Here is a 15,526-nt window from a genome sequence, read left to right on the forward strand (position 1 = left end):
TGAAACTTAGGCAAATGAGTAGAGAGGTAAAAAGAATGGTGATTCAAACCAGGCATTTGTTTAAATGCTATGGAGATGGAAAAAACGCTGTGAAAGCGTTAGATGATGTGAGTATAGAGGTCAATAAAAAGGATTTTATTGCAATAATGGGAAAGTCTGGAAGTGGTAAATCAACGTTACTTAATATGTTAGGGGGATTGGATTACCCTACAAGTGGTGACGTTTTTGTGGGCGATGAATGTATTTCTGCACTAGATGATGATAAACTAGCAAAAATCAGAAGATCAAAAATTGGGTTCATATTTCAAAATTATAATTTGATCCCGGTATTAAACGTATATGAAAATATAATTTTACCGTTACAATTAGATAAACAGATAGTTGATAAAGAGTATTTAGAAGATATATTGGAAACATTGGGGCTAAGTGAAAAAAAGAATTCCTTTCCCAGTTCTCTATCGGGGGGACAGCAGCAGAGAGTTGCAATTGCAAGGGCTTTAGCAAATAAGCCTAAAATAGTGCTGGCAGATGAACCTACTGGAAATCTTGATTCTGAAACAGGATTTCATGTAATATCAATGCTTAAAAATATGAATAAGAAATATGGTCAAACGATGATAGTGGTCACACATGATCGTGAAATTGCTGATGAAATGGATAGGATAATAAGAGTTGTCGATGGGAGAGTGATTGAGTGATTAGAAAATTAGCCTTGCGGACTCTTGTGAGGGAAAAAAGCAGATTTATATGCCTGATTGTAGCAATGGTTTTAACGGTAGTTCTTTTTTCAGTTTTATTTAGTTCGTTAATAGGTATTCGACAAGCTTCGGAACTATATAGATTAAAACAATCAGGGACAAAATGTCACTTTCTTGTGAATGATTGGGATATTAGTAATGATAAACTGTTGGAAGAAGTCACTAAGAATCCTATGACAAGGGAAGCAGGTGTCCGTAAATTCCTTGCATATGTCAAAAATCAAAGAATTAATTATAATGTAGAAATTAACTATGAAGATATGGCGTATTTGCAGGCAGGATTCTATGATTTGATTCAAGGGAAAATGCCAATTGCAGAAAATGAAGTTATTGTAGATACAACAACCTTGGAAATGTTGGGTGTTCCTTTAATAGAAGGAAGTGTTTTTTCAATTGATGTTTTAGTGGGTGAAAGGAGCAAGAAAGAGGAATTTGTTTTGGTGGGATGGTTCGAAATGAATCGTGCCTATCAGAATAAAATAGGTCAAATAATAGTATCCAAAGAGTATCTATCTGTATGGGGAGACTTTTTTTGCGAGGATGAATTATATGGAAAACAAGAACTAGGTGTTGTACTGAATGATAGTAATGATATAGAGGTAAAAGCAGAAAGGATACTAATAGATGTCGGTGCTGATAGTTTAATACCCGATATTAGGGTGAACCCGTATTATGAATCTTCAATGGATACGATATCGGGGAAAGGTCTGATTGCTGCCCTATTGACCATCGGAGGCATCGTGTTAATAGGATATTTAATTATTAATAATATATTTTCTATTTCAGCTTTAAAAGATGCTAAATATTATGGTCAGTTAAAAACTGTTGGCATGGAGAGAAAACAAATATCGTCATATATGTATTGGCAAATATTATTTTTGTTGCTGATTTCAGTTCCTGCAGGAGGGGTTTTGGGATATCTGGTTGGTCAAGTAACACTTCCTGCAATGGTTAGGCTGACCAGTTATAGTTCGGTGGCGAATGAAAAGATATTTCAGAACAATAATATAATGCTTGTCATAGGAGCGACTATATTATTTGTTGTATTTACAGCATGTATTAGTGTGCTAAAACCAATACAGATAATTAAAAAAATGTCTCCGATTGAAGCTAGCCGCATTAAGGAATATGGAAAGGGTGGAAATAGGAAATCTGATAGAACCAATCTATATAAATTTGCATTTTATAATGTATGTAGAAATTATAGAAGCATGTTTTTGTTAATAATAAGTATTTCATTACCTTTTTTTCTCGTGATTATTTCGTATAATATATTGCATAGCTTCAACTTGGATAAATATATTTCATCAGTTATGTATTCTGATTATATCGTTGCAAATGACAGCTATTTTAATAGTGAATATTTGTCTATGAATGGTGAAAATCAACCATTAGATTATAACGTTGTGAAAGAAATAAGGGGGTGTGAATACATACAAGAAGACGGATGTGTGTATGCAAGTTGCGATGTAACGGAAATTGATGTTGTTTGTGAGGAAGATGATGTCTGGCTGAATATTTATGGACTAGACAATATAAACAGTATAAAAAGATTGATTGCTGAAGATGACGTGTCTGTTGATTGTTTTGAAAGCGGGACAGGTGTGCTGGAGGGGTGTTGGTTAGATACGGATGGGAAAATGATTCCCGGTTCATTTCAATTTGAAAAGGGAGATCTCGTAAAATTGAAAGATGCTGATGGAATAATTCATGAGTTTACTGTTCTGGGGCATATTGACGTCAGCAAAGGAGGATTAAGTACAGGCATCTCTAACGGAGGAGTATGTTTTGAAATTTATTTCAATTCTGATGTATATATGGATTTGATGTCAAATCAAAACATTATGTCATATTATATGAATATCAAAAAAGAATATAAAAATGTAATGGATAAATACTTAGATGATATCAAGAATGACTATTTAGGGGTAGACTATCATTCAAAAAAAACATATGAAAATGAATTTGTTTCATTAAAAAGACTTTTTGAAATAATCTGTTTGTTTTTGTGTTCAGTATTATCCATAATCGCTATTGTAAATCTGATTAACGTTTTTTTGACGAGTATAATCATTAGGGATAAGGAGATTGCAACGCTTAGAAGCATAGGTATGTCTAGAAAACAATTAAGAGCAATGTTTATGTATGAAATTTCATATTATTTGATAATGGCATTTTTATTATCAACAATTATATCTTTGATTGTATCCAATTACATTATGGTTGATGTTTGCAATGAGATTTCTTTTTTGGTATATAACGTAAGAGCAGAAGTATATTTACTCATTGTAATTGTTGCATTCACAGTGGGATATATTACCATGTGCATTGTAGAAAATAGTTTGTCAAGAAAAAGTATTACGGAACAGCTCAAAATATTGTAGTATTACCGTTCAAAGGGATATACGACCGTTTGCAGGGAACCTTATTGAACATTGTATAACAGTAAATTAGACTACCGATTATCGATATTAGTATATATTATTATGGAGGTAAAGAAAATGGAAATGCTATTGTATACGTCAGGTGGAAACTGGTTGGAATGGTGGGACAAAATCTTTGGTGGGAAGTAAAATTATAAATTTTGTGTTGCCTATTTCTTTGAAATGAAGTAAGGGTCACAACATAATCAATAAGTTTTATTGCTTGGAAGTTCAAACCATGACGTAGTGGTTATATGCGGTATACACAAGGGTGATTTGGTAAAAATAAAGGAGGAAATCTATTTTGAAAAGTATGAAAAGAAGGACGTTTGTAAGCGTAATGCTTATGATGTTTGTGTTCACATTTGCTACAATGACAGCATTTGCGTATAACACAAAGTTTAGTTTTAACCTTACATCTGGATTGGGAAAAGCATATGCATATTCAAGCTATGCAACAAAGTACACAACTGATGAGAATCCAGTTGTGCGCTGCACTTATACTTCTGGATCAACAAATAAGTTTAAGTACACGGTTAGAAATTCAGATAATGAGGATCGAGTAGTTCCATTTGAAAAGGCTGGTACATTTGAAAATACAGCATTTGAAAGAAATACTACACAGCAGAATCATAAGTATAAACTTGGTGTTGCTAGGAAAGCGGGAGCATGGAATAAATCTGCTTCTACACAGGGATTGTGGAATATTGATTCATATTAATTGTTTGACAAAATAAAAGTACTGTGAACCTGCAATTAAAAGTAAAGTAACCGCATATCACAAATAAAAAAGGCCACCTGCTTGATAATTTTTTACATATTGAGCAGGTGGCAATTTGAAAGTGAGACAGGCTAATATGAAGAAGGAATTACAAAGAGCGTTATTCAGCCCAAAAAACATTGTATTGGTTGCGTTTGTTGTCTTTATAATGTTTTTTAGTGCCTACAATGATGGCTGGAAGACGGCTCTTTTTGCTAGTAGAGCAACAGATATTGCCAATCCGGAAGATGTAGAGTACTATCAACGCTATTTTGGTAATGTATACCGAGTTTGGATAAGTTCATATTCTGTTATTCAAGTACTTATACCACTGTTACTATTGATACCATATGCGTTGACCTATACAGTAGAAAAACAATCGCAATACAGATATTTAATTGTATCCAGAGAGGGAAAGAACCGTTATTTTTGTCACAAAGTTCTTTCAATCATAATTGCTGGAGTAGTAATAGTAGGATTAGCGGAGATTATATTTTATGGGGTATCATATATATATACTTCACATGATAGTACTGGTGAATATATTTATGGGATTGTTGAGAATAAGGATAGCATATTCTATCAGGATGCATCTCAATACTGTGCATTGGTGTTTGGATCCCATTTAGTTTATTATGCATCGTTTTTGTTTTTTTCCGTTGGTATTACATCATTTTTTAAAAATAGGATAGCAATTTTGTTGCTACCATTCTTGATATCAAGTGGCTTTGAGCTAATTTTGCCATCATTCATGCAACCAAATGTACTTTTATTACCGTGGATAACTTCTGAATACAGTGTTTATGGGTACATTGGAATGGTAATAATGTATTGTTGTGTGGGAATTATTTGTTTGACTATAACTGAGAAATTATATTATAGGAATAGTACATGATGAAAAATCGTGGATACATTTTAGAAAAAATCCGTTTAATATATATACAACCACTTACTTATATTTTGTGGGTGCTTCATTTGGGATTTATGGTTGTATATCAAAAGTTTAACAATATATCATCCATGCGGGAGTATTGCGAGATATTTTGGATGGATTATTATTTGTGGATGATAGTGATACCTCTGATAACAGCTACACATAGAATTGGAATATTTAATGTGAGTTATTATTCCCTTTCGAGATGTAATGATATAAGAGTACATATAAGGACAGATATGATAGTTATGATAATTTCAACGTTGTTTTTGGTGATAACAGGAATGTTTGTTCCGATCAGTTTTATACAAATATTTGAACCTTGTTTGATAGATAAAACCTTTTCAAATCAAATAGTGTTATTTATGTATGTTTTTGTAAGATATTCATTGGTGGCAATTTTTGTGCAATTAATTATATACCTACTGTATTTTTGTGTTACAAAAATACAGCAAAATAGTTATGTTGTTCCGGCAATGCCTTTCATTCTTTTTGTGATTTCGGCTCTTCCGACAATGATTTTTTCTAATAATAGATTTATTTTGGAAGTATTAAACTATTCGGCGGGAGGAATCATCTATGGAGAGGATTTATCTTTTAACTATATTATTTCACTTAATGTACATGTTTTCCTTCAGGTATTATTGGTCGGAGGCATGTTACATTTTATGAAGAATCATATGGAGTTCATGGAATATGAGAATAAGTCAGCTTAATAAGATGCTTATAATAGAATACGCAAAATTATTGGTATTGATTTTGGTAGGATTCATACTAATAGATGCTACTTATTGTTATTTATTCAAAAGCAGCAATGATTTATGCTTACATTGGATGTGTGGAACTATTGATGAACCGACTTCAACCGCAATGATTATTTTAAAACTTTTAAATATCTCGTTGATTTTTTTATATATAGGGAATGTGTGCGAAAGATTTTGGGATAAATTTATTATACAAGTATATTGTAGGATATCTAAACGTATTTTATTTGTCCTGAAATTTACATTATTACTTATTTTTCATTCATGGATTCTTTTGCTCTGCTCACACTATATTTTTTATTGTGTTTCTGGAGATATACCAGATGCCATTGACGTATGTAGATATTACTTATTAGACAGCTTATCATTTTGTGGATTGGTTTTGATTTATATTATGATGAATAATTCCTGTATTAGAGACTGGTCACTGTTTTGTGTCATGGGAATTCTTGTGATAAATACTGTTTCACCCATTCCGATACCATTGGCTGCATCAACTATTAAATATATTGAAATGGCTAATAATCTAGGCTATGACACATTGGTATTTTCTAATGTTGTATGTGAGATTTTTGTTATCGGTTTCTATGCTTATGTTATTTCAAAAAGGAGGTTTAGTATATGTTAGAGGTTAGAAGGCTATCCAAAAAATATGGCAGAAATTGGGTGTTGCGCGATATTAATTTGCAACTCAACAAAGGACATATTTATGGTTTTGTAGGGGCGAATGGATGTGGAAAATCAGTCTTGTTTAAAACAATTTGTGGATTTGTCAAGGCAGATGAGGGAGAGATTCTGTATGATGGATTGAAAATTGGAAAAGATGTTGATTTTATTCCGAGCTTAGGTGTTTTAATAGAGAAGCCGTTATTTATTGAAGAGTATAATCATTTTCAGAATTTGAAGTATCTAGCACGTATACGAAATGAAATCAATGATCAAACAATATGGGATTCTATCGAAGCTGTAGGTTTGGATTTACATAATAAAAATAAAGTAAAAAAATATTCTCTTGGAATGCGACAAAGGCTTGGAATTGCACAGGCCATCATGGAGAAGCCTGATGTGCTGATTCTGGATGAGCCTTTTAATGGATTGGATAAAGAAGGAAGAAGCGACATTACAAAGATTATCAAAAATTATGTTACAGAGAATAGAATTGTTATGCTAACAAGCCATATTGATGGTGATATAGAACAACTGGCGGATACTGTTTATGAAATTGAAAATGGAAATGCTCATTATGTTAAATAAACTAATATTAGGTTAATCACCATTTATAGTGGGTAACTACATTTTCTTATTATTGATTCCTGGGTTTCTGCGATGCAGAAACTACCATTTCAATGAAAAAAGCCGGAGTTCTGCACAGTTGGATGACTTTCATACCTATCTCTCATAGGGGGGAATTTACTTCTACAAGGTGGAAGTTAGTCTTACAAAGTGGAATTAACTTTTACAATTGACCTTTTTTATTTCTCGTGTCTTAAAAAGCGATTTCCTCAATTCTGTTAAGTGAACCAACATATTTTCATCTTTTCCTAAAAAGGATAAAGTGGAATAATGATGTATGTATTATAATATGACGCAAGGGTCAAAAGTCATTTCGATTCGAGCTTGCTCGAAATCGAATATGAATTTATGACCCGCAAAACATGAGCAAAGTAGCACGTAGTGCGGATTTGCGAATGTTTTAGGATTGTGAGAGTTTCGAAGAAACGGAACAATCCGTTAGTCATAAGGTGTCAAAAGGAACTTTTGACACCTACCTCATAATATGCTCGTTCATAAACACTCATTTACAGCGTGCTTCGTAAGAACATGAATATGGTAAATGAGCCATTTGTGTAAAGATTGCAAAAACGGAGGAATTATGTTCATAAACAGCTCGGATGCAAAGGTAGTATTAAAGAAAAAAGAAGGAAGGACCATCAAGGGCGGCGGCCTGTGGGTATTTGATAATGAGATAGATCATACAGAGGGAAGTTACGAGCAGGGAGATATCGTTGAAGTTCATGACTTCGACGGATACTTTCTGGGATACGGCTTTATCAACGATGCGTCCAAGATCAGGGCCAGGCTTATGTCCAGGACTATGGAGCATCCTGTTACAAAGGAACTGATCAGGCAGAGACTGGAAAATGCCTGGAATTACAGAAAGAGCGTATACGGCTTTGAAGCTGATGGCCTCTTTCACTATCAGGGTACCATATCCGATTCCTGCAGGCTCGTCTTTGGAGAGTCGGATTATCTGCCTGGCATCACCATAGACAAGTTTGGAGATGTGCTTGTAATAGAGTCGCTGGCTCTTGGTACTGACAGGATGAAGGCTATGATACTGGATGAACTAAAGGATATCCTTTTGGCTGATGGTATAAGAGTCAGAGGCATCTATGAGAGAAGTGATGCCAAGGTCAGGGAGCAGGAAGGCTTGGAGAGGGTGAAGGGCTTTATTGGAGAAGCATTTGATACCAAGGTGCCTATTATCGAGAACGGATTAAAATATTATGTAGATGTGGAAAATGGCCAGAAGACAGGCTTCTTCCTGGATCAGAAGCTCAACAGGATGGCTATAAGGTCTATGTCTAAAGGGGCCAGGGTCCTGGACTGCTTTACTCATACAGGTTCCTTTGGCATGAATGCTGCGGCAGCAGGCGCCGGATCTGTACTGTCAGTGGATGCTTCTCAGACAGGTCTTGATCAGGCTGCGGAGAATGCTGCCATGAACGGACTTACTGATATCATCAGCTATAAATGCGGAGATGCCTTTGATATCCTGAGGCAGATGGAGGCAGATGGGGAGCTGTATGACCTTGTGATCCTGGATCCCCCTGCATTTACCAAGTCCAGAGCATCTGTAAAGAAAGCGGCAGGAGGCTACCGTGATATCAACATCCGAGGCATGCATCTGGTAAAGAACGGCGGCTTTCTCGCCACCTGTACCTGTTCACACTTTATGGATGAGGAGCAGTTCTTTAAGATAGTAAAGGACGCTGCCCGCAGTGCCCACAAGACACTGCGTCAGGTATCCTTTTCCCAGCAGGCTCCCGACCATCCCATCATGGTGACCAACGAGGCCTCCTATTACCTGAAATTCTACATCTTCCAGGTGTTGGATGAGATGTGAGAACCTGGAAAAGCTGGAAATGCCGTTTTTTTATAAAAATGGTGTGGTAAATGGTGTAGTAGATTCACTTGAAGTATTAGAGATCGAGTGGGAGTTTACAACTTTTTTAAATTGGCAAAAACCAATTGACGAACAAAACAGTCATACATATAATAATCTTAACAGAACCCGACACGCCTCTCATTATGATGCGGACCACGTCGGGTCATTTTTTTAGGATGAAAATATGGCAGAAACAATAAAAAAGCATCAGCAAGCTATGACAATTGACGAGCAGGTTAAAAATCTCAAGTCATTAGGTTTGCAAATAGATGATGAAGAATACGCAAAAAGAATTTTAAATGACATATCTTATTTTAGGCTTATAAAGGCCTTTAGTCTAAATCTGAAGCCAAGAAATGGTGCATACCGCAAAGATGTCAAATTCAGTCAGATAGTAGAATTATATCTGTTCAATGCAAACTTCAGACAGCTGCTATTCCCGCTGATAGAGAAAATAGAGGTTAATGCAAGATGCAGGATAGGAAATTATGTATCTGAGCATTATGGGGTACTTGGATATAAGGACAAAGAGAACTTTGTTGACGAAGAGTACCACAAGCAATTTATGATAGATATTAACGAAGAAATAAGGCGAAATTTACGTGCTCCATTTGTGAAGAATTTTACGGAAAACTATGAAGGCGGCAATCTTCCTATGTATGCTCTTGTAGAGATATGTAGCTTTGGTGCTTTGTCCAAGTTTTTCAAGAACATGAAGAACTCCGACAAAAAGGCTATCGCGAAGTCTTTTGGCGTTGGATATACATACTATGAAAGCTGGATTGAATCTATTTCATATGTAAGAAACATCTGTGCTCACTATGGCAGGTTATACAATGCAAAACTTGCAAAAAAGCCTATGCTGTATAAGCAATACAGCGAAATGGGAATAGATAACAATCGTATTTTTACAGTTTTACTTTGTATAAGTCATATTGTTGAGAAAGATGCTCACTGGATTGCGTTTTTGGAAGATATTGAAAAATTGATTGGTAAATACTCAAAAGTAGATATTCGTTCTATGGGATTTCCAGAGGATTGGAAAACATATTTATATCCTTAACAGTCAAAATACAACGAGAGTTTACTGCTATACTCTACATAGTTGTAGACTCTCATTTTGATTTTTGCAAGGGGGAGAAAGTGTATATATCTGTTAATATCAAGCAGCTTGGGAAGAAAAAGAATAAAATAAGCGGGATGCCCTTTTATCTGGAAAACAGGCCTTCTACGGTGGAACAGCTGATAAAAGAGTGCGTCAAAACCTGCGTGTGTGAATATAATGAGCGCTTTGACAAAGGGGGAGCTGCTGGGCCCATTACTAAAGAGCAGATAGAAGCCATGCGGGAAGCTGGTAAGATTGCCTTTGGCATCAATTATGGTGAAAATAGGGCAAATACAGACAGCGCCATTAATACAGCTCTTGAAGCCTATAGTGATGGGATATACAGGATATTCCTGGGGATGAAGGAGCTGGGCCAAATAAGCGAAGCTATAGACATAAAAGAAGGAGACGAGGTCACATTCATACGCCTTGTAATGCTATCAGGCAGATTGTGGTGATCATAGAGATATATGAGACAGATTTCAGCATTAGAGAGGACCAGTCTTGAAAGGCTGGGACGGGAGTATAGAAAAAAGCACGAGTCTATGACTGCGGGGAGGTTTAATAACCTTCCAAGAAATGTCAGAGATTTCGTGCTTGCTTATCGAAAGGGCAATAAAGATAATGACCTCTATAAGGATTTTGCGGAGCATATCAGAAGCGGAGGAGTACCCTCAGAATACATCAGGAAAAGTGTGCCGGCTATTTTGACTGATTATATAGATTCCAGGCATGAGAAGCATCTCTTGTATACCATAGACCATCTGCATGAGAGGATATATCAGACGGGATATTACAGAAGATCCATGCGCACATCCGATCCTCATATACTGGCAGATGCAGCTCTTCGCAAGATAGAAATGTTTGGGGATCATGATTATGTAGCCGCAGATATCTGTGACTATCTCTCAGACAGGATCAGTGATGAAGAACTGGGCTTTAAACTCTATGACTATTTTTACCAGGGTGATTGCGTAGCGGATATCATAGCTGCGGAAATAGACTTTGGAAATGAGAAGCTGACAGAGCTGATCACAGACTGCGTAAATGGTGACAATGATGTGACCTTTGACAGGCCTATGATATGCGGTATTTTGGCCAGCCACAGCAGGCCTATGTACGAACTTTTGGGCAGACTCCTTATAGCTGCAAGGCTTCAGGAGGGACTTAGGCAGTCTATCTGCGAAGCTATGGACGAGGGTACGCCCGAAGCCTTTATCTATCTAACAGGCATCATAAATGAAAACAACCTGATCCGTTTCTCTGCTGTAAAAAGAGCCTATGCTACATGGATGGGCTTTTGGGATCCTGATGCTGCAAAGCTGGAGCGTATGGGTAACCGGATGGCAGAGCATGTATATGCCTGTCTTACAGACGATAATAAGAGGCAGGAATATCTGGATAGCGAGGACTCCCTGAGGATACACATTGCCCTTTGGTCCATTGGCTTTTACGAAATGAGGGATATGGCCTGCAGGATAGCAGATATAGCAAAGAGCGGCAGCAGGCATCAAATTTTGACAGCGTCGTATTCGATGAATCTGATACAAAATACATTTTATGACAGCGCCATAGCCAAAGAACTGGTGAGGGATCATAAGGACGATCTTGAGATCATGACAGGATATATGGGCTTTTTTATGGGAGACGTGGCCTCCCGTATCAGAGATAAGCAATGCGAGCTCTCTGCATATTTTGAGTCAAAGGAAGAAGCAGAGCTGTATTATGACATCCTAAAAGGCATATATCAGCAGATGCATGGCAGAAAGGTCAGCTTTGACCCTTTTATATTTGAATGGAACAAAAGCGAGATAACTAAAGGTTCTTTACTGATCAGAATGGCCTATATTGCTGCAGCGCTTAGGAGTGATGACCGCATGGATGAAATATGCGGCATGCTGGGCAATGCAGAAGTATATGAGAGAGATAATATCATGCAGCATCTTTTGGATGATCCGGGAAGCAGTATCCAAAGAGCTTTTTTGATAACCTCTCTTTGTGACAGGTCAGATATGATCAGGAGGGATGCTTATAAACTGGTGGATTCTATCAGAGCTACTCTGACAGATGAAGATTATCTGACCATGGAGGATATGCTCAGGTTCAAGGCATCGGACGCAAGAGCAGTGCTTATAAACCTGCTTATGGATCAGCAGGACGAGAAGCTGGAGGCTACTGTTTTGAGGCTTCTGGAAGATAAAAAGGAAGAAAAGCGCATAGCTGCTCTTGATATTGTCATGAACCTCTCTAAAGATGAGAAAAGAAGAGAGCTTTTTGAACGCTGCGGGCAAAAGGCCCTTACAATAGCAGAGCCATCCGGCAAAGAGCAGATACTGCTGGATAATATTAAGGCTGCTCTTGGCGGCGATAAAGAAGCAAAAGAAGAGCAGGATAGCCTCTACGGCGATGAGGATATATATGAGCCCGGTGATCTGAGTGATGAGCTTTGCCGCAAGGCGGTAAGGCTGTTTATGGATTATTTTCCTGATTCAGAGCTTGGAAGAGCCTTGTATCCTGATGAATACAAAAAGGGTATTCTTGGAAGTCTGAGAGATATGCTTACGGCAGATACCTGTGACAGCTTTAAGATGGCAGCAGAGGATCTGCGTGCTCTTGGCAGTTTTGTGGAGCTCCATGAAAAGGATGAATACCTCTCAAGCTATGGGGAAAAGACCCTGGTAGGAGCTTCAAGCTATCTTGTGACCAGAGACAGACATAGCGGAGAGAACGTACTTGCTCTTAAAGAATTATGGTTGTCATTTCTTAGGGATAGAAATGTAGATAAATACAGATTCTACAGGATCTATCTTCTGACAAAAGCTCCCAGCTATATGGGCTATGCTGGAGAGGGAGATAGATTTGCAGATGATGTATTAAATAAGCTATATGGCAATGGCTTCTCAGAACAAGTTGATACAGCATATACGCATCATGTTGAAACAATTGTCAGAGAGCTGCTTGGCGACTTTGTCCCCAGGCAGGAGCGCAATTATATAACTATAGCATATGCTCTATATCTCCTAAAATGCCTTCCTGCATCAGAGCTTTACAGGAAAGCCAGGGCGGATAATATGGTGGGCATAACATCCATAGAGAGACTAGAGTTTGAAGGGCTGGACAGGTCAGATAAGGAAACTGCCAAGCTGACATTTCCTCTGACCAACCTGCTATACAGGAAGCATAAGAGTGTCAATCCCTATAAAGACGTGAAATACGGCTTCTATAGAGGAGCGTACTATCATGGAGAATCCTATCCAATTGATATCACTCCCATGCCAAAGACAGCTATTTACGCGGGCTACAGAAAAATACTGACAGACAGGCAGCTATTTAAATATCTCTTTGAAGAGTGTGCTCTGGGAGATACCCTTGAATACTCATCTGCTGCGGTCATGGCAGTGAAGGAAAAGGATGCGGAAAGTTCCACCAGGCACATGAGCTATCGGGCTTTAAATGTAATCAAAGACCTATCTTCAGAGGCTGATGAAAAATACCTGTCTTATGTTGCCGGTGTGTGCAGCAAAGTGATAGACAAGGTTCTCTCTGTGGAACTCAGGAGAGGAGATTCACCTACTGCCTACTCTGCAGCTATCAGCCGTATTGGCAGGATATACGGAGCAGATAACTTTGTGGCTATTCTGACTGCAATTGGCAAAGACAAACTAGTGAGATCTGCATATTATCCTTCAAACAGTAAGCTGGGTGCCCTTTCTGATCTGCTCTCTGTATGCGTGCCTCTTCCTGATGATAATGCGGAGCGATTGAGAAGCCTGGTCAAAGGAAGCGATATCAGCGAGAAGAGACTGGTGGAGGCATCGCTGTATTCCAATGCCTGGCTGGATATCATGGAGGAATATCTGGGCTGGGAGGGCTATGTCTCAGGCTGCTATTATTTTATAGCGCATATGGATGAGTTTTTTGATGACAAAAAGATGGCTGTAATAGCAAGGTATACTCCTTTGTCTGCTGAAAAGCTCAGGATGGGAGCTTTTGATATAGACTGGTTCAGATCTGCATATGCCAGCCTTGGGCAGAAGCGCTTTGAGATGATCTATGATGCAGCCAAGTATATAAGTGATGGCTCCAAGCATTCCAGGGCCCGCAAATATGCTGATGCGGCAACCGGCAAGTATCGTCCTGATGAGTTAAAGGCCATCATAATGGATAAGCGTAATAAGGACTTCCTCATGGCTTATCCCCTGATCCCTATAGAGAATGAGGATGATCTGGTATCCAGATATCTGTATCTGCAGCAATTCCTAAAGGAGAGCAGGAAATTTGGCGCTCAAAGGAGCGCCAGTGAGAAAGCTGCGGTTGAGATTGCAATGGAGAATCTTTCTCTAAATGCCGGCTTTAGTGATGTGACCAGGCTTACTCTCAGGATGGAGACCAGGCTCATGGAAGAGGGCAGGCATTATCTGGAAGATAAAGTGATAGGTGATGTGACTGTAAGGCTCCAGGTGGATGAAGAGGGCAAGACGTCCATAATAGTGGTCAAAGCAGGTAAGACATTGAAGTCAGTTCCTGCTGCAATAAAAAAAGATGAGTATATCAAGAAGCTTACAGAGACCAAAAAGAGCTTTACTGAGCAGTATCGCCGAACCAGGCAGATGTTTGAGAATGCCATGGAAAATGAAGAGCTATATAGTGCAGGGGAACTTGCGCAGCTAAAGGATAATCCTGTGGCATGGCCTATAATCAAAAATCTGGTATTTATGACTGTCAGTGACAAGAAGCTGGGCTTTTTGGATAACTGTATCCTCACAGACTATGAGGGGAATGAAACGGTGCTCTCTCCCGGGGACGAACTGAAGGTGGCTCATCCCTTCCACTTATATCAGGATGGTCACTGGACAAAATACCAGCGCTGTCTCTTTGACAAGAAGCTGGTACAGCCCTTTAAACAGGTATTCAGAGAGTTGTATGTGAAGACTGAAGAAGAAATGGGCGTATCAGAATCCAGGCGCTACGCCGGTAATCAGATACAGCCCAAGAAGACCATGGCAGCTCTAAGGAGCCGCCGATGGATATGTGATGTGGAAGATGGTCTGCAGAAGATCTATTACAAGGATGATATCGTAGCGACCATATACGCTCTGGCCGACTGGTTCTCACCTTCAGAAATAGAAGCTCCTACTTTGGAGTGGGTGGCATTCTATGACAGGAAGACCAATAAGCGCAAAGCTATCAGCGAGGTACCTGATATCATCTTCTCTGAAGTGATGCGAGATGTAGATATGGCTGTTAGTGTGGCTCATGCAGGCGGAGTGGATCCTGAGACCAGTCATTCAACTATTGAAATGAGGGCAGCAGTTATTGAAATGACGCTGCCACTGTTTGGACTTAGTAATGTGACTGTGGAAAAGAGCCATGCCTTTATCGAAGGACACTATGGCAACTACAGTGTACATCTGGGAAGCGCAGTGGTACACAAGCTGGGCGGGGCTATGATCAACATCCTGCCTGTACATTCCCAGCACAGGGGAAAGCTCTTTTTGCCCTTTGCGGATGATGATCCAAAGACTGCGGAGGTACTGACAAAGGTCCTTTTCCTTGCAAAGGACAGCAAGATCAAGGACCCTTCAATACTCAGTCAGATCAGAGGTTAGCTCT

Annotated in this window: 10 protein-coding genes; all 10 read left to right on the plus strand. The window is 38.5% G+C overall.

The window, feature by feature from the left end; all coding sequences use genetic code 11:
* Positions 1 to 14 precede the first annotated feature (14 nt).
* Complete coding sequence (locus G636_RS0109950) at positions 15 to 698, plus strand: ABC transporter ATP-binding protein (protein ID WP_242826953.1); 684 nt, start codon at positions 15 to 17, stop codon at positions 696 to 698.
* Positions 695 to 3,142: an ABC transporter permease gene (locus G636_RS0109955; protein ID WP_026507935.1), complete on the plus strand. Its 2,448-nt coding sequence runs from the start codon at positions 695 to 697 to the stop codon at positions 3,140 to 3,142. The genes G636_RS0109950 and G636_RS0109955 overlap by 4 nt, the downstream gene beginning before the upstream one ends.
* Positions 3,143 to 3,485: 343 nt before the next feature.
* Positions 3,486 to 3,902 (plus strand): hypothetical protein, encoded by a 417-nt coding sequence (locus G636_RS0109960; RefSeq protein WP_155832373.1) that lies wholly within the window; start codon positions 3,486 to 3,488, stop codon positions 3,900 to 3,902.
* Positions 3,903 to 4,038: 136 nt separating this feature from the next.
* Positions 4,039 to 4,836 (plus strand): hypothetical protein, encoded by a 798-nt coding sequence (locus G636_RS0109965; RefSeq protein ID WP_155832374.1) that lies wholly within the window; start codon positions 4,039 to 4,041, stop codon positions 4,834 to 4,836.
* Between the two features lie 735 nt (positions 4,837 to 5,571).
* The gene (locus tag G636_RS0109975) at positions 5,572 to 6,267 is read left to right on the plus strand and encodes a hypothetical protein (protein ID WP_026507939.1); all 696 of its coding nucleotides are present in this window, start codon (positions 5,572 to 5,574) and stop codon (positions 6,265 to 6,267) included.
* Positions 6,261 to 6,893: an ABC transporter ATP-binding protein gene (locus G636_RS0109980; RefSeq protein WP_026507940.1), complete on the plus strand. Its 633-nt coding sequence runs from the start codon at positions 6,261 to 6,263 to the stop codon at positions 6,891 to 6,893. The genes G636_RS0109975 and G636_RS0109980 overlap by 7 nt, the downstream gene beginning before the upstream one ends.
* Before the next feature lie 619 nt (positions 6,894 to 7,512).
* Entirely contained in the window at positions 7,513 to 8,766 is a 1,254-nt protein-coding gene (locus G636_RS0109985; RefSeq protein ID WP_035779438.1) for a class I SAM-dependent rRNA methyltransferase, read from the plus strand.
* A gap of 226 nt (positions 8,767 to 8,992) precedes the next feature.
* Positions 8,993 to 9,871, plus strand: a complete 879-nt coding sequence (locus tag G636_RS0109995) for an Abi family protein (RefSeq protein ID WP_242826954.1) — start codon at positions 8,993 to 8,995, stop codon at positions 9,869 to 9,871.
* Positions 9,872 to 9,951: 80 nt separating this feature from the next.
* Positions 9,952 to 10,371, plus strand: a complete 420-nt coding sequence (locus tag G636_RS0110000) for a hypothetical protein (RefSeq protein WP_026507944.1) — start codon at positions 9,952 to 9,954, stop codon at positions 10,369 to 10,371.
* 12 nt (positions 10,372 to 10,383) lie between these two features.
* Positions 10,384 to 15,522 carry a DUF4132 domain-containing protein gene (locus G636_RS0110005; RefSeq protein ID WP_026507945.1) on the plus strand — a complete coding sequence of 1,713 codons (5,139 nt, stop codon included), beginning with the start codon at positions 10,384 to 10,386 and terminating at the stop codon, positions 15,520 to 15,522.
* Positions 15,523 to 15,526 lie beyond the last annotated feature (4 nt).

The sequence above is a fragment of the Butyrivibrio sp. MC2013 genome (assembly GCF_000424585.1).
Classification (GTDB): domain Bacteria; phylum Bacillota; class Clostridia; order Lachnospirales; family Lachnospiraceae; genus Butyrivibrio.